This is a genomic window from Hyphococcus lacteus, from assembly GCF_041058985.1.
GTDB classification, from domain to species: Bacteria; Pseudomonadota; Alphaproteobacteria; order Caulobacterales; family Parvularculaceae; genus Hyphococcus; species Hyphococcus lacteus.
Genome location: NZ_JBEHZE010000001.1, coordinates 2,193,376 through 2,213,838, shown reverse-complemented (window position 1 = coordinate 2,213,838; position 20,463 = coordinate 2,193,376). Strand labels below are relative to the sequence as shown.

Annotated in this window: 18 protein-coding genes; 6 read left to right on the top strand and 12 right to left on the bottom strand. The window is 52.1% G+C overall.

Translation table 11 applies throughout. From position 1 onward, the window contains the following. Positions 1 to 220: 220 nt before the first annotated feature. From ABFZ84_RS10510 to ABFZ84_RS10480, 7 genes are all read right to left on the bottom strand, one after another. On the bottom strand, positions 221 to 709 hold the full coding sequence (locus ABFZ84_RS10510) for a copper chaperone PCu(A)C (RefSeq protein ID WP_369313974.1): 489 nt from the start codon (positions 707 to 709) through the stop codon (positions 221 to 223). 59 nt (positions 710 to 768) lie between these two features. Further along, entirely contained in the window at positions 769 to 1,842 is a 1,074-nt protein-coding gene (locus tag ABFZ84_RS10505; protein ID WP_369313973.1) for a transporter family protein, read from the bottom strand. A gap of 66 nt (positions 1,843 to 1,908) precedes the next feature. Then, a complete protein-coding gene (locus ABFZ84_RS10500; RefSeq protein ID WP_369313972.1) occupies positions 1,909 to 2,316 on the bottom strand; it encodes a hypothetical protein in 408 nt (135 codons plus the stop codon). A gap of 133 nt (positions 2,317 to 2,449) precedes the next feature. Continuing rightward, on the bottom strand, positions 2,450 to 3,142 hold the full coding sequence (rplA, locus tag ABFZ84_RS10495) for a 50S ribosomal protein L1 (protein WP_369313971.1): 693 nt from the start codon (positions 3,140 to 3,142) through the stop codon (positions 2,450 to 2,452). A 5-nt stretch (positions 3,143 to 3,147) separates the two neighbouring features. Beyond that, positions 3,148 to 3,576 carry a 50S ribosomal protein L11 gene (gene rplK / locus ABFZ84_RS10490; RefSeq protein WP_369313970.1) on the bottom strand — a complete coding sequence of 143 codons (429 nt, stop codon included), beginning with the start codon at positions 3,574 to 3,576 and terminating at the stop codon, positions 3,148 to 3,150. Between the two features lie 757 nt (positions 3,577 to 4,333). After that, the gene (locus ABFZ84_RS10485; protein ID WP_369313969.1) at positions 4,334 to 5,641 is read right to left on the bottom strand and encodes a pyruvate dehydrogenase complex dihydrolipoamide acetyltransferase; all 1,308 of its coding nucleotides are present in this window, start codon (positions 5,639 to 5,641) and stop codon (positions 4,334 to 4,336) included. A 2-nt stretch (positions 5,642 to 5,643) separates the two neighbouring features. Next, positions 5,644 to 7,044 (bottom strand): pyruvate dehydrogenase complex E1 component subunit beta, encoded by a 1,401-nt coding sequence (locus tag ABFZ84_RS10480; RefSeq protein ID WP_369313968.1) that lies wholly within the window; start codon positions 7,042 to 7,044, stop codon positions 5,644 to 5,646. 296 nt (positions 7,045 to 7,340) lie between these two features. Here ABFZ84_RS10480 and ABFZ84_RS10475 point away from each other — a divergent pair, with 296 nt between their 5' ends. The 6 genes from ABFZ84_RS10475 to ABFZ84_RS10450 all read left to right on the top strand — a co-directional run bounded on the left by ABFZ84_RS10475 (position 7,341) and on the right by ABFZ84_RS10450 (position 14,319). After that, positions 7,341 to 9,161: a DUF885 domain-containing protein gene (locus ABFZ84_RS10475; RefSeq protein ID WP_369313967.1), complete on the top strand. Its 1,821-nt coding sequence runs from the start codon at positions 7,341 to 7,343 to the stop codon at positions 9,159 to 9,161. A gap of 121 nt (positions 9,162 to 9,282) precedes the next feature. Further along, on the top strand, positions 9,283 to 10,137 hold the full coding sequence (locus ABFZ84_RS10470; protein WP_369313966.1) for a 2OG-Fe(II) oxygenase: 855 nt from the start codon (positions 9,283 to 9,285) through the stop codon (positions 10,135 to 10,137). 156 nt (positions 10,138 to 10,293) lie between these two features. Then, positions 10,294 to 10,809: a preprotein translocase subunit SecG gene (secG, locus tag ABFZ84_RS10465; RefSeq protein WP_369313965.1), complete on the top strand. Its 516-nt coding sequence runs from the start codon at positions 10,294 to 10,296 to the stop codon at positions 10,807 to 10,809. Positions 10,810 to 10,921: 112 nt separating this feature from the next. Then, positions 10,922 to 12,553: a CTP synthase gene (locus ABFZ84_RS10460; RefSeq protein ID WP_369313964.1), complete on the top strand. Its 1,632-nt coding sequence runs from the start codon at positions 10,922 to 10,924 to the stop codon at positions 12,551 to 12,553. A 201-nt stretch (positions 12,554 to 12,754) separates the two neighbouring features. Continuing rightward, complete coding sequence (locus ABFZ84_RS10455; protein WP_369313963.1) at positions 12,755 to 13,345, top strand: VPLPA-CTERM sorting domain-containing protein; 591 nt, start codon at positions 12,755 to 12,757, stop codon at positions 13,343 to 13,345. Positions 13,346 to 13,476: 131 nt separating this feature from the next. After that, the gene (locus tag ABFZ84_RS10450; protein WP_369313962.1) at positions 13,477 to 14,319 is read left to right on the top strand and encodes an SDR family oxidoreductase; all 843 of its coding nucleotides are present in this window, start codon (positions 13,477 to 13,479) and stop codon (positions 14,317 to 14,319) included. On the opposite strand, the gene ABFZ84_RS10445 is transcribed toward ABFZ84_RS10450, so the two are convergent. The 5 genes from ABFZ84_RS10445 to ABFZ84_RS10425 form a co-directional block, all read right to left on the bottom strand. Continuing rightward, on the bottom strand, positions 14,316 to 15,821 hold the full coding sequence (locus tag ABFZ84_RS10445) for a Ppx/GppA phosphatase family protein (RefSeq protein ID WP_369313961.1): 1,506 nt from the start codon (positions 15,819 to 15,821) through the stop codon (positions 14,316 to 14,318). The two genes, ABFZ84_RS10450 and ABFZ84_RS10445, sit on opposite strands and share 4 nt — an antisense overlap. A 70-nt stretch (positions 15,822 to 15,891) precedes the next feature. After that, positions 15,892 to 18,093, bottom strand: a complete 2,202-nt coding sequence (locus tag ABFZ84_RS10440; protein WP_369313960.1) for an RNA degradosome polyphosphate kinase — start codon at positions 18,091 to 18,093, stop codon at positions 15,892 to 15,894. 43 nt (positions 18,094 to 18,136) lie between these two features. Continuing rightward, the gene (locus ABFZ84_RS10435) at positions 18,137 to 18,817 is read right to left on the bottom strand and encodes a hypothetical protein (protein WP_369313959.1); all 681 of its coding nucleotides are present in this window, start codon (positions 18,815 to 18,817) and stop codon (positions 18,137 to 18,139) included. 39 nt (positions 18,818 to 18,856) lie between these two features. Then, positions 18,857 to 20,254, bottom strand: a complete 1,398-nt coding sequence (locus tag ABFZ84_RS10430; RefSeq protein ID WP_369313958.1) for a DUF2066 domain-containing protein — start codon at positions 20,252 to 20,254, stop codon at positions 18,857 to 18,859. 4 nt (positions 20,255 to 20,258) lie between these two features. Further along, positions 20,259 to 20,381 carry a hypothetical protein gene (locus tag ABFZ84_RS10425; RefSeq protein ID WP_369313957.1) on the bottom strand — a complete coding sequence of 41 codons (123 nt, stop codon included), beginning with the start codon at positions 20,379 to 20,381 and terminating at the stop codon, positions 20,259 to 20,261. Positions 20,382 to 20,463 lie beyond the last annotated feature (82 nt).

Here is a 20,463-nt window from a genome sequence, read left to right as displayed (position 1 = left end):
AAAAAGGCTCCCGCGTCAAACGCAGAGAGCCTGCCCCAGAAGGTCGTACGGACTTGCCGAAATCGGCCGATCCTTTTCCCTCTGTCTATGCGGGAGATTAAGTAGGAAACCTACACCCGCAGTCTCGGACAGGTATCACCGACGCCGAAACGCCTGTGAAGTTGGTGCTTCTACCGGGCTCGGGCCAGAAATCAAGCCCCTTCCGGGAATTTTACCACCCTCAATGGTTCGAGTGGTCCACCTTCGCGGCTTCGCGATCCTCAACCACGATTTCGACGTCGATTTCACCGGCCTTTTCAAAGGTAAGCGTCACCGGAAATCGCTCCTCGGCTTTTAACGGCGCATCAAGCCCGATCAACATCACATGATAGCTGCCGGTTTCCATCGAAACGGTTGCGCCCGCCGGAATCGTTAGCCCATCCACAACCGGACGCATGCGAGCAATGTTTTTGTCATCAATCATGGTTTTGTGGACCTCCACATTCTTAGCGCGGGTCGTTGTGACCGATAACAGCCGGTCAGGGCCCTCACCTTTATTGACGACATTGAAATAGACCGCAGCAGGAACCGTTTTGGCATGCGTTGGCCGGGCCCATGGATGCTCCACCAGAATGCCGCCTTGAGTAAATTCATGGGCGAGCGCTGTTGCACTGGATAGCGTCAGCAAAATAGTCGCGATAAAGCGTGGATCGAAAAATCTAAGTCTCATCTTTTCTACTCCCTCAAAGAAGCGAAAGGCCGCCCAGCAAAAACTGAGCGGCCAGTGGGTTAAAATGCTTTTTGCCAACCGACAGTAAGCGTCCAATCGGTTTCCATCTGTGGGCCATTCAGGTTTTGATAGGCCGGAAAAAGAACTTCGACCGCCAAGCGATGGCCTTTGATCGCGCCGTGTTGTCCGGCGAAATTAACACCAAGACCAAAATCAAGCCGTTCGCCACCTTGGAAATCTGGATTGGCCGTTTGCACCGGTGCGACGACCGCCGGGTCGATTCCATCGATTGTGTCTTGAGATCGAAATGCCAACCGGCCCGAAAATGCAACCCATGGTGCCGGTCCCCACTGTGCCCATGTTGTGGCTTCATGCCGATCACCTAGCGCATAGCCTTCGTCATTAGTACCCGCTCGGAACGTACCGAGATATTGCACGCCCCATGAGAACTGATCGCTCGCTCCGGAATAAGTGACGCCCGGCTGGATATCGAATGTACCCGTTCCGAGTTGCATCGGATAAGGCAAACGCGGCGACGGCGTCATGCCCATAGGTGTCAGAATTTGATCGGTCTTGGTGTTTGAGCCCGTTGGCAAAGAGAGCCCCGCATTGAAATGCGCACGATGCCGAATGCCATTTGAATTTGTATCAAAAATCCGGACTAGACCGGCCACTTTGGTATCACCGAAACCCGACGACTCTGTGGTGAATTCGCCTAAAGTCGTGGTCCCCATACCACCCTGATAGGTCAGATGATCCATATCATTGCTAAGCACATTGCCCATCACCATAAGCGTCAGCCAATTCGTCGGGGCGTACATTGCGCCGAGCATGTGCATATCCATTGTCATGTTTAGTGGCACAACACGCAATGTCGGTGGCTGCATCGGCGCACCAAAAAACTGATTTGGGATGGTGGTCACGATCTCGTCCGGCGATACGGAATTGGTCCCGATCCGATTTCCCTCCATGTTCATTCGCATGAACCGATAGGAAAACATCACCTCGCCTTTTTCATGCATATGATCGCCCATCACACCAATCGGCGCGTGGTCTTTTGCATCAGTCTGATCGGCGAAAGCAGGCATAGTCATAGCGGCGGCTACAGCCGCGCCTAGAAATAGATTGCGCATTAGGAACTCCTGAAGAAGCGCGAAAAATTGTGGCGTTTCAACAGAGAAACACCGGTTACTGATGAATTAGATCAGGACCGGTGCTGGTGGCGCACGCGAAGGCAGTGGCGGACCCGCCGCATAGAGCGCACTCTTGGCCAAAAGGTATGTATAGCCGCAATCGTGGATTGCCGGCGTCGCAACATTGATACTCGAAGTCGGTGCATTGATGCCCGCCACAGCGCAAGCACCCATGACGCAAGCGTGGCAAACGTCCTCTGACTGGTCTTGGTTCTCAGATTGAAATGGCGATGGCTCGCCGGTCATTTCCTGCCAGGAAACCGACTTCGCACCATCCATTGTGCAAATGACAAAGGTGAAATCGCCGTCTTCAGAAGCAAGCGCCAGCCCAGACGGCATCATCTGCCCGAGTGCGAATAGCACAAACAGACATAGCCGAACTTTCGCAATGATATGTCGCAAGCCAATCGGCACGACGACTCCTCAAACAATCAGTCCGCGGGAAATAGCGGCATTACACGCAACATCGCAATTGCGTTTAATGCCGCATATAAAAAAAGCGGCCCATAAAGGACCGCTTTTAACGCTTAATGATGACCAGTTGGCGTTATGCCGCGCCGGACGTCTCTACTTTAAGGCCTGGGCCCATAGTCGAAGAAAGCGAAACTTTCTTGACATACGTGCCTTTTGACCCAGCAGGTTTTGCTTTGGTTACGGCGTTGATAAATGCATTCACATTTTCGGTCAGCGCATCTTCGCCAAAGCTTGCCTTGCCGACGCCAGCGTGAACGATACCGGATTTTTCAACACGGAATTCAACTGCGCCGCCTTTTGAATCTTTTACCGCTTGCGCGACATTAGGCGTTACTGTGCCCACTTTCGGGTTTGGCATTAGGCCGCGTGGACCAAGCACCTTACCGAGACGACCAACAACAGCCATCATGTCTGGCGTTGCGATAACGCGGTCAAAATCCATAAAGCCGTTTTGAATTTTTTCCATGAGGTCTTCTGCGCCAACAATGTCTGCGCCAGCTTTTGTTGCTTCTTCCGCTTTTGCGTCTTTCGCAAAAACAGCAACGCGAACCGAACGACCTGTGCCGTTTGGAAGTGATACAACGCCGCGAACCATTTGGTCAGCATGACGTGGATCAACGCCGAGGTTCATCGCAATTTCAATCGACTCATCGAACTTCGCAGTTGCGTTGCTCTTTAGAATCTTTACCGCATCAGCAACAGTGTAAAACTTGTTGCGATCAACCGCTTCACGAGCAGTGCGAATTCTTTTTCCTGGTTTCGCCATTGATCCTACTCCTGCACCGCTAGGCCCATGGACCGCGCAGAACCCATAATAATCTTGGTCGCTGCGTCGAGGTCATTGGCGTTGAGGTCTTTCATTTTCGCTTCGGCGATTTCGCGGCACTGCGCGACCGTTACTGTTCCGGCAACTTCTTTACCGGGCGCAGTACCACCTTTTGGAAGCTTCGCTGCTTTCTTGAGGAAATAAGAAGCCGGCGGAGTCTTCGTTTTGAACGTGAAAGATTTGTCGGAAAAGATCGTAATGATCGTCGGGATTGGCATCCCTTTTTCCATTTCCTGCGTTTTGGCGTTGAACGCCTTGCAGAATTCCATGATGTTTAGACCGCGCTGGCCGAGCGCTGGACCGATGGGTGGAGACGGCGTCGCCGCACCCGCCGGCACCTGAAGTTTCAGGTAGCCTGAGATTTTCTTAGCCATTTCAAAGCCTTCTCGTTTATGGCGACCGCGCCGAATTAACAGCTTGGTCCGTTGAAGGGTCGCGGTCCGATTCTGGCTGGACTTTGCCAAAAACCTCCCGCGAAGCCGCGGGTATTAGATCACGCGGGCCGGGTTCGCAAGTGCAAATATTGGGATTTTATCGGGGTTGCCGTAGATATCGGCTATGAAAAACGGGCGGCCTCTAAATGGGGGACTTGAGACCGCCCGTTATCGAAACGCAACGCCACATACACTTACGCAACTAACTCGTTCAGCACCGGCCACAACATCAAACGCAACTGGCCCTGCTTTAGTTATGTTATAAACTTACACCCATTATCGCGCAAGTTTTTTTAGCCAACACACGCTAAACACGAATATTGAAAAAGTGGCGAGGCGGATCCAGCACGGGGGGAGAGAAATTGGCTGAGCGCCTCGCCTTCGCTCGGAGATACTCAACGCCCTTGCGATGAGAGGAATATTGCAATCAATTAGAATTTTCTCGCGGCGAAATTGTGGCCATATTGCGATGCAACCTCACATTGACTTGATCAAAGAGCATTGGGACACACCCAAATAGACCATAGTGATTTGTAATTACTAGTATTTTTTAACTTCTGCGCGCACGGTGCATGAACCACCAACCCTGATAGATTTCGCAACGGCACAATTCAACCAATGGGCAAAGTAAATGGCGACCTGAATTCCGTATCGATCTCTTGATTAATGGCCGCTCTCGCGGGATGCGTGCAATCTCTTAAAGCAGCATCGAGGTTGGTTCTTCGATGAAGTTTTTGAACGCCGCAAGGAACTGCGCGCCAACAGCGCCATCAACCACCCGGTGATCGCAAGTCAAAGTCACGGTCATCATCGTCGCGATTTCCATCTTGCCGTTCTTCACGATCACACGCTCCTGGCCCGCACCCACTGACATAATCGCGCCTTGCGGCTGATTCACAATTGATGAGAACGACGTGATTCCGAACATGCCCAGGTTCGACACAGAGAATGTGCCGCCCTGATATTCTTCAGGCTTGAGCTTTTTGTTTCGCGCGCGGCCAGCCATGTCTTTGACTTCGGCTGAAATCTGCTTGAGGCCCTTTTCTTCGGCCTTCCAAACGATGGGAGTGATCAAGCCACCGTCAATGGCCACCGCAACACCAATGTCCGCGTGTTTGTGAAGCAAAATCGCTTCGTCCGTATAGGTCGCGTTGGCGGCAGGAACTTGCTTGAGCGCCATTGCCGACGCTTTGATAATAAAATCATTGACCGACAGTTTAAACGCACCATCGCCGTCTTTCGGCGAGGTAGCGTTAATGCGTTTGCGTGCCTCCAACAGCGTATCGAGTTCAATGTCGATATTCAGCGGGAAATGCGGCACTTCCTGATTGAAGCTTTGGGTGAGCCGTTTCGCGATGACTTTACGCATGCCATCAAGTTTGACGGCCTCATAGCTATCCGCGGGATAGAGGCGGGCGTCGATCGTTGCCGGTGCAATCTGTTGTGGTGCACTGGCGCTAGAGGCTTTGCCTGTGCCGTCTTTCATCGCTTTTTCAACGTCGCGTTTAACCACACGGCCACGGGGCCCTGAACCGCTTACAGCAGAAAGGTCGATTCCGTTTTGTGATGCGATGCGCTTTGCCAGCGGTGATGCCAATACGCGCCCATTCGAAGAACCATTGGCCTTAGGTGCAGGTTTCGCGGGGGCTTCCTTGGGCGAGTCAGCCTTAGGTGAAGCCGCCGCTTCAGCTTTTTTGGTGTCGTCAGCCTTAGGGGTACCACCGCCCGCTAACGCGTCCATATCAATATCGCCGGCGCTTTCGCCATCATCAAGTAGAACGGCGATCGGTGCATTGACCTTAACCGCTTCGGTGCCTTCGGCGATAATGATTTTGCCAACGGTCCCCTCGTCCACCGCTTCCACTTCCATGGTCGCTTTGTCGGTTTCGATCTCAGCAATCACGTCACCAGAAGAGACTTTGTCGCCTTCTTTAACGTTCCATTTTGCAAGTGTGCCCTCTTCCATAGTGGGCGATAAGGCAGGCATGAGGATTGGGGTTGGCATGATTAGTCCTTATACATCACTTGCTTGACGGCCTTAACAATTTTATCCGCATTCGGAAGGCTTAAAATCTCAAGGTTCGCCGCATATGGCAAAGGCGTATCCTCCTGACAAACCCGCGCAGGCGGTGCATCGAGATAATCGAACGCATGTTGAGTAACTTGCCACGCGACCTCTGAGCCAATGCCGCATGGCCCCCAGCTTTCTTCGACTGTAACAACGCGATTGGTCTTTTTGACTGACTCGATCACTGTCTCAACATCCATCGGACGGATCGTGCGCAGGTCAACGACTTCGGCGTTGATGCCATTTTCTGCAAGTTTTTCTGCGGCTTCCAGCGAGAATTTCACGCCGCGCGAATAGGAAACAATCGTCACGTCCGAACCTTCGCGCACGATTTTCGCCTTACCGATCGGCAAAACCCAATCTTCCACATCGGGCACATCCATTGTGTCGCCGTAAAGAAGCTCATGCTCAAGAAACACAACAGGGTTTGGATTGCGGATCGCAGCTTTAAGAAGGCCCTTGGCGTCGGATGCCGAGAACGGCGCGATCACAATCAGGCCCGGAATATTCGCATACCACGGTGCATAATCTTGAGAGTGCTGTGCGCCAACGCGGCTCGCCGCAGCATTAGGGCCACGAAACACAATCGGCGATCCCATCTGGCCGCCGGACATATAACGGGTTTTCGCTGCTGAATTAATGATGTGGTCAATCGCCTGCATGGCGAAGTTCCAGGTCATAAACTCAACAATAGGCCTAAGACCCGCAAAAGCCGCGCCCACACCTAAACCAGCAAAGCCATATTCGGTGATCGGCGTATCAACCACACGGCGGGAGCCAAATTCTTCTAAAAGGCCACGACTGACTTTATAAGCGCCTTGATACTCGGCGACTTCTTCGCCCATCAAAAACACATCACCATCACGACGCATTTCCTCGGCCATTGCGTCCCGAAGCGCATCGCGAATGGTGGTTTGGACCATCTCGACCCCGTCTGGCAATTCCGGGTCACTTGCAGCCGTCATCGCTGGGCGAACGGCGGTTTCATCATCCGAAGATGAATCATCCTCTGTGGCTTCGTCTTCTTCTTGTGTAGATTCGGCGGCGGCAGGCGCGGCACCATTGAGTGCGCTCACATCTATGTCTTCTGCACTCTCGCCATCATCGACCAAAACGGCAATCGGATCATTGACCTTTACGCTCTCTGTTCCTTCAGAGACAAGGATTTTTCCAATGATTCCTTCATCGACGGCTTCCACTTCCATGGTCGCTTTGTCGGTTTCAATCTCGGCAATAACGTCACCGGAGGAGACTTTATCACCCTCTTTGACGTTCCATTTTGCGAGTGTGCCCTCTTCCATAGTGGGCGATAAGGCAGGCATTAATATCGGCGTTGGCATTGATTAATCTCAACTTTCCAAATTCGGCGCGCTCTTCCTAGCCGCACAATACCCCATAGGACAAGAGCCAACCTTTAAACTGTATATTATATGCTATTTTATTATCGATTTTTGCTTCATAGCGTAATAATTTATTGCTCTCAAGCATGACTGGTAACGATGCCAAAAAGCCATGTAGAGCGCTTAATAAGCCAAGACGAGTAAAATTACAGTCTTTTACCGTCGCCACCATTGAAAACAAATGACATAAAAGCACCTAGCAAAAATGCGGTAAACGCATCCTAGGGGATATTACAATGAAACTTATCGGAAAGATTTTCGGCGGCTTGCTCCTGTTACTGGTGCTGGCCCTTGGCGGCGCATCTATGTGGTTCTGGTTCACACCAGTAGGCGTCAATAATTATATCAACAAAGTAACTATCGAACTGGCAATCGACAGCCCTGAATTAATCACGCAACTTGGCATTATTGATAACACACCGCTCGATTTTCATAGCGGAAAGCTTGCCGATTACACCAAAGAACAAGACGACAAATCACTTAAAAAACTTCAACGCGCCCGCAAAGGATTAGACAAATACGGACCTGATGGATTGAAAGGTCAGGAATTGTTGAGTTGGAAAATCACCGCTTGGTTTTTTGATGACCTTATCCGGCAGGCATCATTTGAGCCCGGCGGCTATCGCATTAGCCAACTTGGCGGCGTCACCACCGACATGCCGCAATTCCTAACCGACAGTCATATCATCAAGAACGAGAAAAGCGTCAAACGCTATGTCTCACGGGTCAACGAATTTGGTCGCGTTTTGGGCGAGGTTAAAACCCGCGTGGAGGACGACCGCAGCAAAGGCGTCGTGCCGCCTGATTTCGTCCTTGAGAAATCGCTTATCGGTATGCGTGCCTTTATCGACGGCGGAGCTTCTGGCAATCCGTTAGTTACGACCCTTCCCGCAAAGCTCGAAGCGCTCGACGGTATGAGTGAAGAAAAGCGTGCGCACTATCTCGCCGAAACCGAAAATGCCGTCGCGACCAAGGTCATCCCCGGCTATGAGGCGATGATTGCGCTGTTTGAAGACCTTTTAAATGATACCGACCACGACGCCGGTATTTGGCGCATTCCGAACGGCGATAAAATTTACGCCGCAGCCCTCAAATCATACACAACAACCGACATGACGGCTGACGAAATCCATAATGTTGGGCTTTCAGAGGTAGACCGGATCACAACCGAAATGGATCAAATTCTGATTACTCAGGGTCTGACCGAAGGCTCCGTTGCTGAGCGTGTGAAACAGTTGATGGAAGACCCAGCAAGGCAATTCCCAAACACGGATGAAGGCCGTCAGGAAATGCTCGACTATCTTGTTAAGCTCAACACCGAAGTGATGGAAAAAGCCAAAGATTATTTCATCACTATCCCACCACAACCGCTCGAGATCGTTCGCGTCCCTGTTTACTCTCAGGACTCTTCACCCGGTGGTTACTATAACCCACCCGCGATTGATGGCTCTCGTCCCGGTCGTTTTTATATCAACCTGAAAAACACTGCCGATAATCCGCGCTGGACGCTACCGACGCTGCTTTATCACGAGGCTGCTCCAGGTCACCATTTCCAACTTTCAGCCTCACAGCTTATCGAAGGGGTGCCGATGTTGCGGACACTTTCGCCATTCGGTGCTTATTCCGAAGGTTGGGCGCTTTATTCCGAACGAATGGCTGCGCTCGACATGGGTATGTATGCCGACGATCCGCTTGGTGACCTTGGTCGCCTTCAGGCAGAGATCTTTCGTGCCGTTCGCTTGGTCGTCGATACGGGGATGCACGCGAAGAAATGGTCCCGCGAAGAGGCCATCGCCTATATGATTGAAAATACCGGCATGACCGAAGCCGAAGTCACACGCGAGATCGAACGTTATGTGGTCTGGCCCGGTCAAGCGACATCATACAAAACAGGCCAGCTCGCGATGTTGGATATGCGGGCACGGGCCGAACAAGCGCTGGGTGACGATTTTAACCTCAAGGCGTTTAACGATATGATTTTGATGAACGGTGCGATGCCGTTGGGCATTCTCAGTGACATCACTGATGAATGGGTAGCCGACCAACAGGCAAGTTAACTTTCCAGGGTGCAAGGGCTGCGTGGCCCTTGCACCACTTTATATGGGATGCAAGGCGTCGCTTGATCTATTCCAAAGACCGCGATAGCTGAGAGCGCTAACGTGATAGACGGCGAGCAAAATGGCATTTCTCTCGACCCATAATAGCGACAACACGCTATTTGAATTTGAAGATAGCAAGGAATTAGGCACCGACCTTCACGAGCAATATGCTGGTGGAGATCCTTTTCCGCATATCGTTATTGATGACTTCCTGCCCGCCTCTCTCGTCGATCTATGTCTTGCAAAATTCCCCGCGCGTCCTGACCGCGATTCAATGCAATTCGATCGCGCGCAGGAACGCTATAAAACCAGCTTTCATCCGGACCATATGGAACCGGCCCTAAGGCATTTGTTTTATGCCTTTAATTCCCGTCCGTTTATCCGCGTGGTTGAAAACATCACCGGGATCAAGGGGCTTATCCCGGACCCATACTTTCTAGGCGGTGGGTTCCATGAAATCAGTAATGGCGGGCATTTGTCGATGCATGCTGATTTTAACCACCACAAACCGCTCGATCTGGAACGCCGGGTCAATGTCTTGATCTATCTCAATCACGACTGGAAAGACGAATTCGGTGGCCAGCTCGAGCTGTGGCGTACTGATATGTCAGAGCGCGTACAGTCGATCACACCGATCGCCAATCGCTGCGTCATGTTCACAACCACCCAAGACAGTATGCATGGCAACCCTGAGCCGGTGGCGCACCCAGACGGGGTCACGCGCAAATCGATTGCGCTCTATTATTACACATCCACTTGGGACAGCTCTAAACCCGCCCGCACGACCCAATTCCGGACACGGCGGGGGGCAGACGACCAAATCGATTGGCAGGTCAAAATCAACCAAACACTTGATGATTTTCTGCCGCCGATCCTAAACCGAAGGATCGCACGGGCCAGACGGTTCCTATCGCGCCTCACATCCCGGTCCTAAGCCGCTTACTGAGGGGCTTGCGGGCTGGCTTGGTTTCCGTTAATGCCCAGCACCTTGCATCGGGGGCGTTTGCATTACACCCCTGACCTATTACATAGCACCTGCTGGCATCATGCTGGCTCGCTTTTAACCCGCCCGGCACAGAGAGCATTCTTCATGACCGCCGTTATTCTTACGATCCATGCCCTAATCGTTCTTGCCCTTATTGGCGTTGTTCTTTTGCAGCGTTCCGATGGTGGTGCACTCGGACTCGGCGGTGGCGGCGGTGGCGGCGGCTTTATGACAGGTCGTGGTGCCGCAAACGCACTTACGCGTACAACGTCTATATTGGCCGCACTTTTCTTTGCGACATCGCTGATTCTGGCTATTCGTGCTGGCGGCGGCGAAAGCGCAGACGATATCGCTGACGACCTTACAGGAACGCCCGGCGTTGAAGCCGTTCAGGAAAACCCAGATGGCGACATCCGCGCCGAAGATCTGTTGAATTCGCTCGAAATCGATGCGGACGAAACAACTGATGCCGAAGCCCTTATCGAATCGATGGGTGGCGAGGTACCGCAAGCTGGCGAACAAACGCCGCCCGCTGCTGATACCGCACCGGCTGGTGATTCTGAAAACGCACCTGCTGATGCGGATGCTGAACCAGAAACGGAAACTGAAAGCCCGAACTAGCAGAGCTTTTTTCCTATTTTCGCGGCCCATTTAACGGGTCTTTCTCCAACTTTTTCAGTTTCTTTGAAAATACAGTTTGATTGGGCCGAATTCTTCGGTAAGACGGGCTTCCATGGCGCGGTACATATTCATTACCGGCGGCGTGGTGTCGTCTCTTGGAAAAGGTGTAGCTTCAGCGGCCCTAGGCGCGCTGCTTCAGGCGCGTGGCTATAAAGTCCGTTTGCGTAAGCTTGACCCTTATCTCAATGTAGACCCAGGCACTATGTCGCCCTATCAGCATGGCGAAGTCTTCGTAACCGACGACGGCGCTGAGACGGATCTCGACCTTGGTCACTATGAACGCTTCACCGGCGTTTCAGCCTCCAAGAGTGACAACATCACTACGGGTCAGATCTATTCCCAAATCATCGAACGTGAGCGACGCGGCGACTATCTTGGCGCGACGGTTCAGGTCATCCCGCATGTAACTGATGCGATCAAAGCTTTCGTCCTTGGCGATGCTGGCGGCGCGGATTACGTTTTGTGCGAAATTGGCGGCACCGTTGGCGATATCGAGGCGCTACCGTTTTTCGAAGCTATCCGGCAGCTGGGCAATGAATTACCGCGAGGCGATGCGGTTTACCTTCACCTGACGCTGATGCCTTATATTCCATCCGCAGGCGAACTAAAAACAAAACCTACACAACATTCAGTGCGCGAGTTACGTGCCATTGGTATTCAGCCTGACGTGCTGCTTGTTCGTGCAGATCGCGAAATCCCGGAGAGCGAGCGCTCTAAGATCGCACTGTTTTGTAACGTCCGTTCGACTGCTGTGGTTCAGGCGCTTGATTGCCGCACGATCTACGAAGTACCCCTTAGCTATCACCGCGAAGGCTTCGACCGCGAAGTTCTTGATGCCTTTGGTGTGCGTAACCCGCCCGAGCCTAAGCTTGATGGTTGGAAGAATATCGTAGAGCGCATCACCGTTCCTGATGGTGAAGTGACAATCGCGGTAGTTGGCAAATACACCGTGCTCAAAGACGCCTATAAGTCACTGATTGAGGCCATCGCCCATGGCGGCATCGCCAATAATGTGCGCGTCAATATCGAGTGGATTGAATCCGACGTCTTTGAAAAAGAAGAAGAAGCCATTGACGCCCTCGAAGGCGTCCACGGCATTCTGGTGCCCGGTGGATTTGGCGAACGCGGCGCTGAAGGCAAAATCAAAGCGGCGCAATTTGCACGAGTAAAAGAAATACCATATTTCGGAATCTGCTTCGGTATGCAGATGGCGGTGATCGAAGCCGCAAGAAATCTTGTGGGCGAAACCGAAGCCAGTTCGACTGAATTTACGAAAGACTGCAAGCCGATCGTTGGTCTGATGACCGAATGGACCCACGGCAACCAAACAATGACTCGCACACAAGACAGCGACCTGGGCGGCACCATGCGGCTTGGCGCATATCCGGCCAAACTAAAACCCGGTAGCCGCGTCGCAGAAGCCTATGGCAGCGAAGAAATCGTCGAGCGCCATCGTCACCGATTCGAAGTCGATATGGCGTGGGCGGAGCGCCTCGAGAAGCATGGCGTCATTTTTTCGGGCACATCGCCAGACGGGAAATTACCGGAGATCATGGAAATTCCAGATCACCCGTGGTTCATCGGCGTTCAATACCATCCGGAATTGAAATCGCGCCCATTTGAGCCCCACCCGCTGTTCGCATCATTTATCGATGCGGCTGTGAAACGTTCTCGGTTGGTTTAATCACAACTAGAGATTGATTGGAAAAATGACAAAAAGGCGTTCGTAATGAACGCCTTTTTTTGGTTTCACCCGCTAAACCTGCGCCCTCACCGCTATTCAAAAAAATCTCGATAATTTTGGAAAAATTGCGACTTTTCCGTGAACCATTCTTAGTTCCCTCTGTTGCCCACATATCTGTAAGTAATTGAGGTGGACTTAGTAATGAGAACACTACACGTATTAGCCGCGTCTGCGGCCTTATTTGTTGCGCCATTTGCAGCGGCCAACGCTGCACCATGTTCCGTCGGAACATGCGCGATTACCAACGGTGGTGGACCGCTTTCTGAAAGCAACCCCATCGCCATTCAGGACGATGATGTCACGCCGGGGGTTTACGCCGCTGAAGGTAGCTTTGAAGTCGCGCCCGGCCTTGCTGGCGCGGATGTTTTTGTCGATGTCGCATTTGACGAAATTCTCGCTGGTCAAACAGAGGTCGCCGCTGGCTTTTCCGACTTGTCGATTGAATTTTTTCAAGGTTTGACGTCGCTTGGATCGTTCACAGTGACGAATACTGACGGCACCACCAATGGCGGTGCTGCGCTTCAGACATTCTTCCTGTCGTTCATTTCCGACGCTGATGTGAATTTTGCGATTGATGGCCTCGCATTTCTGAACTCTGGTGCCGCACTTCCCGATTTCAATTTCAACATCAATGCCGTTGTCAGTGAAATTCCAGTGCCAGCAGCACTTCCATTGTTGCTATCTGGTATCGCCGGCCTTGGATTTGCGTCACGACGTAAAAAGACCATCTAAGAGCAGTTCACCCTCCCCGCCCGCAACTGCTCTAAGTCGGCGCGACAGTTCATCTGTCGCGCCTTCTTTATGGTCTTTGCTAAAAAAATTGCTTCGCGATAAACTCCTGGCGAAGTGAATGGAAAAACAACGTGCATCAATCTATTTTGGTTACGGGCGCATCAAGAGGCATTGGCGAGGCTACAGCCGTACATCTCGCCCATAAGGGCTTTCGTGTTTATGCGGCTGCACGACAGATCGACAAACTGAACGAGCTCTCTGCACTGGGCTCTGGGCGTATTCACCCCATTGCGCTTGATGTGACGGACCCCGCCTCTATCGATAATGCTATTGAGCGAATAAATGCCGACGGCAACACGCTTTACGGCCTCGTCAATAATGCAGGGACTTCGATCATCGGGCCGTTCGAAGACCTCTCGCTGGACGACTGGCGCGATCAATTCGAGGTTAATCTATTTGGCCTGGTCGCAATGACGCGTGCGGTTCTACCGCAAATGCGCGAAGCCGGGCGTGGGCGGATCATTAATATCGGTTCTATATCGGGTCGGATTGCGGCGGCGTTTCAAAGCCCATATGCCGCATCGAAGCACGCCGTCGAAGGCCTGTCCGATTCCCTTCGCCGCGAAGTCATGCCTCATGGCATAAAAGTCAGCGTCATCCGACCCGTCTTCATCAACACCGACATGGGTAAACAACAACAGGACCGGCTTGAAGAATATTCATCGACCGGCCCCTATGCCGATCAGGTCAGGACCTTTAAGGCATGGCACGCCAAAGGCCATCCAAGCGCCCCATCCCCCTCCATCGTCGCTGAAGCAGTGCACAACGCACTGACCGCCGACCGCCCATATTCACGATACACAGTCCCACAAAGCAAGCTTGGCTTGTTGGCACTGCGTAACTTCATGCCGTCGGGCGTGATTGATAGAATGTATGAGCGTGTCACAGGGCTTGATCGTTTTCGAAAACGCTAGTCGTCATAGACCTCTGCTGCATTCGCATCAAAAGCCGCTGCGAGCGATACAAACCGCCGACGCGGTGTCTCTCCCATCAATGCTTGCCTGTCATTTGGTGCACGAAAAATAATTTCGTCGCCACGCTGCTCGAGGCTACAGCCTTCGAGTGATGACGGGCTTTTTGGTGCTAGCGCAGTGATAAACCGCAGCGCCGACCCATATTGCACAGCACTGTTGCGTTCTTCGTCAGAAAGTAATGACAGCGCCTGTTCGTTTGGTGGCGTTACCGACCGGCCCTGATGACGGTGGAACAAGGCAAGGGCAAGCCACAACCGCTCAACATGCGTGACCCCAACAAAGGGCGAACGAAGTGCTGTATCGAATGCATGACGCCCGCGCAATTCCGGGTGAAAATATGCGCCAATATCACAGAGCAAGCTGGCACCATATCGAAGTCGCTGATGCGCACCGTTGGTCGGCGAAAATAGCGGCTCTAATACCTGATAAGCAACTTCGCCAAAGGCCGGGTCAGGTGACAACCGCGCTGCATAAAACTTGCTTGCCACATGAAACGGATCTTGCTTACGCACCGTCTTAGAAAGCTGTTGATACAGAAGTCCCTCTCTGACACCACCACTGGAGACTACTACTTTTTTTATGTTGAGGCTTTTAAGGACCGTTTTCAAAACCGTCGCTGCAAATGGCAATGTATCGAGACGCCGACGTGGAATGCCATCAATTTCCTCAAGCGACTTACGGCTTTGTCGCGCGATTAAGTCACAAACCTCAATCGTCTGCGATACCGTCATTTCATAGCGCTGTAGCACTTGAAGCGGGTAACCACGAATGGACATATGTATCCGCGCAACTGCGCGCCATGCACCGCCTACTGAATAAAGCGTATCAAACGCTCCCGGTTTTATGAATTTCACACTAGAAAGGTGTTTATCGATGATTTTTTGGGCGAGTTTGAAATCACTGCCTACATCATGCATCAGGCTAAGTGGGCCAATCGGCAAACTCACCCGGTCTTTAACAGTGCCGTTATTGAGCACGGCAAGCTCAAGGCTGCCACCGCCCATATCGCCCACAAGACCCGCTGCGTTTGGTTCGACCGATAGAACCCCAAGGGCTGCAAGCTCGCCCTCTTCTTTGCCCGAGACCACATCAACATCAAACCCGAGTGCGCGCGCCGCTTCGACAAATTGCGGCCCATCATGTGCCTCTCGAACCGCAGAAGTCGCAATCGCTCTTACCGGCGGATTGCCAAGATCATCGAGCACATGACGAAAACGAGCAAGCGTCATCAACGCGTCCTCAACCGAAGACGGGTTTAACATACCATCTTCGGTCATATCGCGACCAAGACCACAAAGTGATTTTTCGTTACAAATCGCAACCGGCGCACGTGGCGGTCCGTCATAAACCACAAGCCGCACAGAGTTTGAGCCGATATCGATTACGGCACGTCGGCTGTCGCGCGACATCGTTTCAGACGTCTTTGTCGTGCCTGTTTCCATATATTCCGTCAGTTCCGGTTACGCATCTTGATGACGGTATACAGCATTTCGCGATTCGCACTCAGTGCGGCTATTTTCGCCGCTTCAATTCCTTCGGCGCGTTATATTCAATTGATGCGCCACGTCCAGACAATGACGGATTGGTCATCATATAAGTATGGATGTTAAAGCTCTCGCTATCTGAATCAGCACCAGATTTCTTGACCTTTGCAACCCGATCATATGATCCATCGGATTTAAGCCGCCAGCTTTGTGCCTCATCATTGAGGTTTCCAACGAGAATATAATCTAGAATTTGGCTATGCACCGTCGGGTTTTCGACCGGGCAGAACACTTCAACACGCCGATTAAGATTTCGCGGCATCAGATCGGCTGATGCAACAAAAATCTTAGCTTGGGGGTTCGGCAGTGCATCACCAGCACCGAAACAATAGATCCGAGCGTGCTCAAGAAAACGCCCGATAATACTCTTAACACGGATATTTTCAGAAAGCCCCGAAACCCCGGGCCGTAAACAACAAACCCCACGGACAATCAAATCAATCTGAACGCCAGCGGCAGACGCTTCGTAAAGCTTGTCGATCAATTCACCATCAACGAGCGCATTCATCTTCATCCAGATGGCACCGGGTTTGCCTTTTTTGGTGTTACGGATTTCTTTGTCGATCAATTTGGTGATGTATGCGCGGGCATTTAGCGGCGCAACGGCAAATTTCTCAAATGCTTCTGGTGCGGCGTAACCAGTAATAAAGTTGAAAACCTTCGCCGCATCACGACCGATTGCCGGGTCACATGTAAACAACGATAGGTCGGTATATACTTTCGCTGTGATCGGATGATAGTTGCCAGTGCCCACATGAACATAGGTTCGCGCGCCATCAGCCTCTTGCCGAACCACCAACGATAGTTTTGCGTGGGTTTTGTATTCAAGAAAACCGTAAACCACATTAACGCCCGCGCGCTCTAACGCCCGTGCCCAACGGATGTTTGCCTCTTCGTCAAAGCGCGCTTTTAACTCGACAAGGGCTGTGACGTTTTTCCCGGCTTCAGCCGCCTCGATCAAAGCTTCTACGATGGGCGATTGTTTCGACGTCCGATAAAGGGTCTGTTTGATCGCAACCACTTTTGGATCTGCGGCAGCTTGCTTCAAAAATTGCACCACCACGTCAAAAGATTCATATGGGTGGTGGACAAGAATGTCTTTTGCCCGAATGGCCGAAAAACAATCGCCGCCATGCTCCCGAATACGTTCAGGAAAACGCGGCTCGAACGGTTCAAACTGAAGATCTGGCCGGTCGCTCGGTATCAGCTCGCTTGTTTGCGCCAAGCCCAAAATTCCGTCCACATAAATTACATCTTGCGCAGTTGCCTGTAGCCGTTCGCGTATCAATTCGCGCAAATGCTCTGGTGTGCTCGCGTCGATTTTAACACGTATTGCATCGCCTCTACGGCGGCGCTTAAGCATCGTCTCAAAAACACGGACCAGATCTTCAGCTTCTTCTTCAACCTCAACGTCAGAGTCACGCAGCACCCGAAAAGCGCCATTGGCAACAATTTCAAAACCCGGAAACACATGACGAATAAAACGCACAATCGTTTTTTCCAGCGAGATAAACCGTGCTGGCGAACGTGTATCATCCGTGGTCGGCACATCTGGAAGACGAATAAAGCGGCCGATCTTAACCGGCACAGGCAAGATTGCTTCCAATGGCTGGCCGTCTGCGCGCTTAAGGTCAAAACAAAGAACAAAACCAAGATTGGGAACAAACGGAAATGGATGCGCTGGATCAAGCGCCAATGGCGTCAGGATCGGGAAGATGTTTGTCTGAAATTCATGTTCAAGCCATGTCGCATCGGCCTCGGTCAATTCATCGTCGTCATTAAGAATGACAACACCCGAATCGCGCATCAACGGTTTCAATTCCCGCCAACACCGTTGTTGTTCGTCCATGAGGTCGAGCGCGCGTTCTGAGATTATATTGAGTTGTTCTTGCGGCGTCAGACCTTCCTGACTTAACGCCACCACGCCTTCGCGTACCTGCCCGCGCAAGCCAGCCACACGTACCATAAAGAACTCGTCGAGGTTACTTGCCGAGATCGACAAAAACCGGAGCCGTTCGAGGAGCGGATGCTGCGGATTAAAAGCTTCTTCGAGAACACGGCTGTTAAAAGCCAGCCACGACAATTCTCTATTTATAAAACGGTTTGGCGAGTCCAGCGCAATCAGTGCCGATCCCGAAATGTCACCCGCAATGCCATCATCTGCCGCCAACGCCAACGCTCCCTAGAAACTATCTGAGCCTTACTTATGACGTTCAATCGCCTTCAGAAAGGTTATCAAGAAGCTTTTGTACGAAAGGTGTCGTTATTTTTCTGTTTTCTTCGAGTGCGGAACGGTCTGCGAGGGCAACAAACCCGTGGGCCGCCGAAAAAGTGCACGGAATGCGCGGCGCAATATATTCAATAACACTATCGCTTACGGCCACTTGGCGATCACGAAACCCTTTTGCCATGACGGCCCGAAGCAATGTTTCATCTGGGTCCGCCAAAACCGAACGCGGTGCGGCCTCTAACCGGGTGCGTAGATCTTTCAATCCCAGCGCCCAAATGGACGGATGCCCCTCACCGATCAGCAGGAATCTATGGCCATTAGCAATGCCGGTCTCAAATGCCGTTAAAAAAGCGCGTGGGTCCTGAGCTGGCATTTCATCAATTATGACCAACGTCGCGTCATGAGCTTCCCCGCCGGTCGCAAAAGGCTCGGCCGTTGTAACCGCAATTTCGCACCCCTCGACCAACGCAAAAGCAAGGTGTGTTTTACCCGCGCCTGATGGGCCACAAATAACAAGCGCAGGTTCATCCGAACGAAGCCAAGCTGTCGCCGTTCGCCAAGCATCTTCGTTTGATGCAGCGCGCACGAATGACGCGCTGTCCATTTTCGGATTGTTTTCCGGAAGGGCAAGCGAAAGCTGACGCATGGAATGACTGCTGCGCATCTTAGTCTGTCTCGTTTATTGGTATCTGCGGAACGCTAGCTAATACCGCGTTTCTTCTTGGGGTCTTTCATACGCCGCTGGCTGAACTGGTAAAGCACCATTTTGAAATTCGCCAAAACGATTCCGTTTGCCGCGCCTACTGCCACGAATGGTTTGCGCTCTTGATGGTGTTGCGACCATCCAGCTTTCGCCATTCTCCGTCCAAAGAGCAAGACCTTGTGCTTCCATGGCAATGATGAGTTTTTCCGGGTCACCATAAGCGCGGATCAGCATCTCAGCACCGGTCCGCGACAACGAACGCACCTGAACCGACCCCACCAAAGGCGTCGAGATGAGCGCAGAACGGATTTTCGACCATTCACTAAGCGACGCGAAATAGGCACTCGCCTCAAGCAATGCCGCTTCAGTGTGGTCGATCAATGTTCGTTCTTTCCACGGCTTGGCGTGTTTAGCGATCACGACCTCAATCGCTTCTTCGGCCAGCGCAGGAAAATTCCCAGCCTCGCGATTAAACAAAGCCTGCGCGAGAACATCGCCCACCTGCGGCGGTGTGAAGCCATTTGTTGACGGTCCCTGTTGGACGTCGCCAAACCCGAATTGACCGTTCTGGGCATTGATCTGTGTTAATTCGGCGTCGCCGGTAAAATCAGTGGATTCGCGAAACCCATTGATTAAACGTACACGCAACTGATGTTCGCCATCAACCTGTTTGAGAAAAGCATGAGCCACAATGACCTGACTGACAGAATATCGCTCGGCCATATCGGCAAGTGCGGCTTCGTTCAGCGCCAATGCTTGACGAGGGCTAATAGTTGCGGCGTCTTCTAAATCACCGAGCGGCGCGGTCATCGGTGTTAGTTCATTATTATACGGACGAACTTTCCAAGCCGCCATCCATGGATTGTTTTCTTCCCAAAGGTACAAACCAGTTTGCGTCTCAAGAACCGGCAGCACCAACGCCATACGGGTCTGGGCTTCGGAATAAGGAATCTGCGCATCGCGTAAAAGCTTGCGGATAGACGCTGGCTTAAAGCGATAGGTGATATAGGCGCGATAGGTCCGCGCTGAGCTTTTCTCATTATAGACTTCAAAACCGGATTCGAGCGCTTCAAGCATTGAATCATCAAGCGTTAGAATCGTTCGCTGGCTCATATGGCCCATATCATCCGGCCCGCTTGGTGACACAACGGGTTCCGCCGCACCAACGCGCGGGAGGTATGGCCAGTCTTCTTCGACGGTGAGACGGCGCAACAGCAGGTCTAAGGCGTGGCGGCGACCAGAGCGCTGCGCAATGGTCTTTGCGGCTGTCGCGTTATCAGCCTGCGCCTGAACGGTCACACGCGGAACCACGAAGACGTCATCCCCGGCGGCCCATGCTGCGCCAATAATTGCCAGAAATGCCGCACAAAAAGCCGCTGAAATCCGTAAAACCGTCATCAATTCACTCCGCTTTTTCGCGCCATTCAAAATATCCAAGCAGCCATACTACCCGATTGTGGCCATTTATAGCGGCCATTGCGCCGGGAAACGACCCCGAATCGCGGCGACCTGCAATGATTTTCATATGTGTCACCTATAATGGTTTGGGCGTTTTGCCGCCCCGGAAATAGCCCCCTATGGGTTATTCCATAGCGCTTCCACCTTGC

Bases quoted from the DNA above. Each gene is read 5' to 3' on its own strand.
- ABFZ84_RS10510 (WP_369313974.1), bottom strand. From the start codon at position 709: ATGAGACTTAGATTTTTCGATCCACGCTTTATCGCGACTATTTTGCTG.
- ABFZ84_RS10505 (WP_369313973.1), bottom strand. From the start codon at position 1,842: ATGCGCAATCTATTTCTAGGCGCGGCTGTAGCCGCCGCTATGACTATG.
- rplA (WP_369313971.1), bottom strand. From the start codon at position 3,142: ATGGCGAAACCAGGAAAAAGAATTCGCACTGCTCGTGAAGCGGTTGAT.
- rplK (WP_369313970.1), bottom strand. From the start codon at position 3,576: ATGGCTAAGAAAATCTCAGGCTACCTGAAACTTCAGGTGCCGGCGGGT.
- ABFZ84_RS10485 (WP_369313969.1), bottom strand. From the start codon at position 5,641: ATGCCAACCCCAATCCTCATGCCTGCCTTATCGCCCACTATGGAAGAG.
- ABFZ84_RS10480 (WP_369313968.1), bottom strand. From the start codon at position 7,044: ATGCCAACGCCGATATTAATGCCTGCCTTATCGCCCACTATGGAAGAG.
- ABFZ84_RS10475 (WP_369313967.1), top strand. From the start codon at position 7,341: ATGAAACTTATCGGAAAGATTTTCGGCGGCTTGCTCCTGTTACTGGTG.
- ABFZ84_RS10470 (WP_369313966.1), top strand. From the start codon at position 9,283: ATGGCATTTCTCTCGACCCATAATAGCGACAACACGCTATTTGAATTT.
- secG (WP_369313965.1), top strand. From the start codon at position 10,294: ATGACCGCCGTTATTCTTACGATCCATGCCCTAATCGTTCTTGCCCTT.
- ABFZ84_RS10460 (WP_369313964.1), top strand. From the start codon at position 10,922: ATGGCGCGGTACATATTCATTACCGGCGGCGTGGTGTCGTCTCTTGGA.
- ABFZ84_RS10455 (WP_369313963.1), top strand. From the start codon at position 12,755: ATGAGAACACTACACGTATTAGCCGCGTCTGCGGCCTTATTTGTTGCG.
- ABFZ84_RS10445 (WP_369313961.1), bottom strand. From the start codon at position 15,821: ATGGAAACAGGCACGACAAAGACGTCTGAAACGATGTCGCGCGACAGC.
- ABFZ84_RS10435 (WP_369313959.1), bottom strand. From the start codon at position 18,817: ATGCGCAGCAGTCATTCCATGCGTCAGCTTTCGCTTGCCCTTCCGGAA.
- ABFZ84_RS10430 (WP_369313958.1), bottom strand. From the start codon at position 20,254: ATGACGGTTTTACGGATTTCAGCGGCTTTTTGTGCGGCATTTCTGGCA.
- ABFZ84_RS10425 (WP_369313957.1), bottom strand. From the start codon at position 20,381: ATGAAAATCATTGCAGGTCGCCGCGATTCGGGGTCGTTTCCCGGCGCA.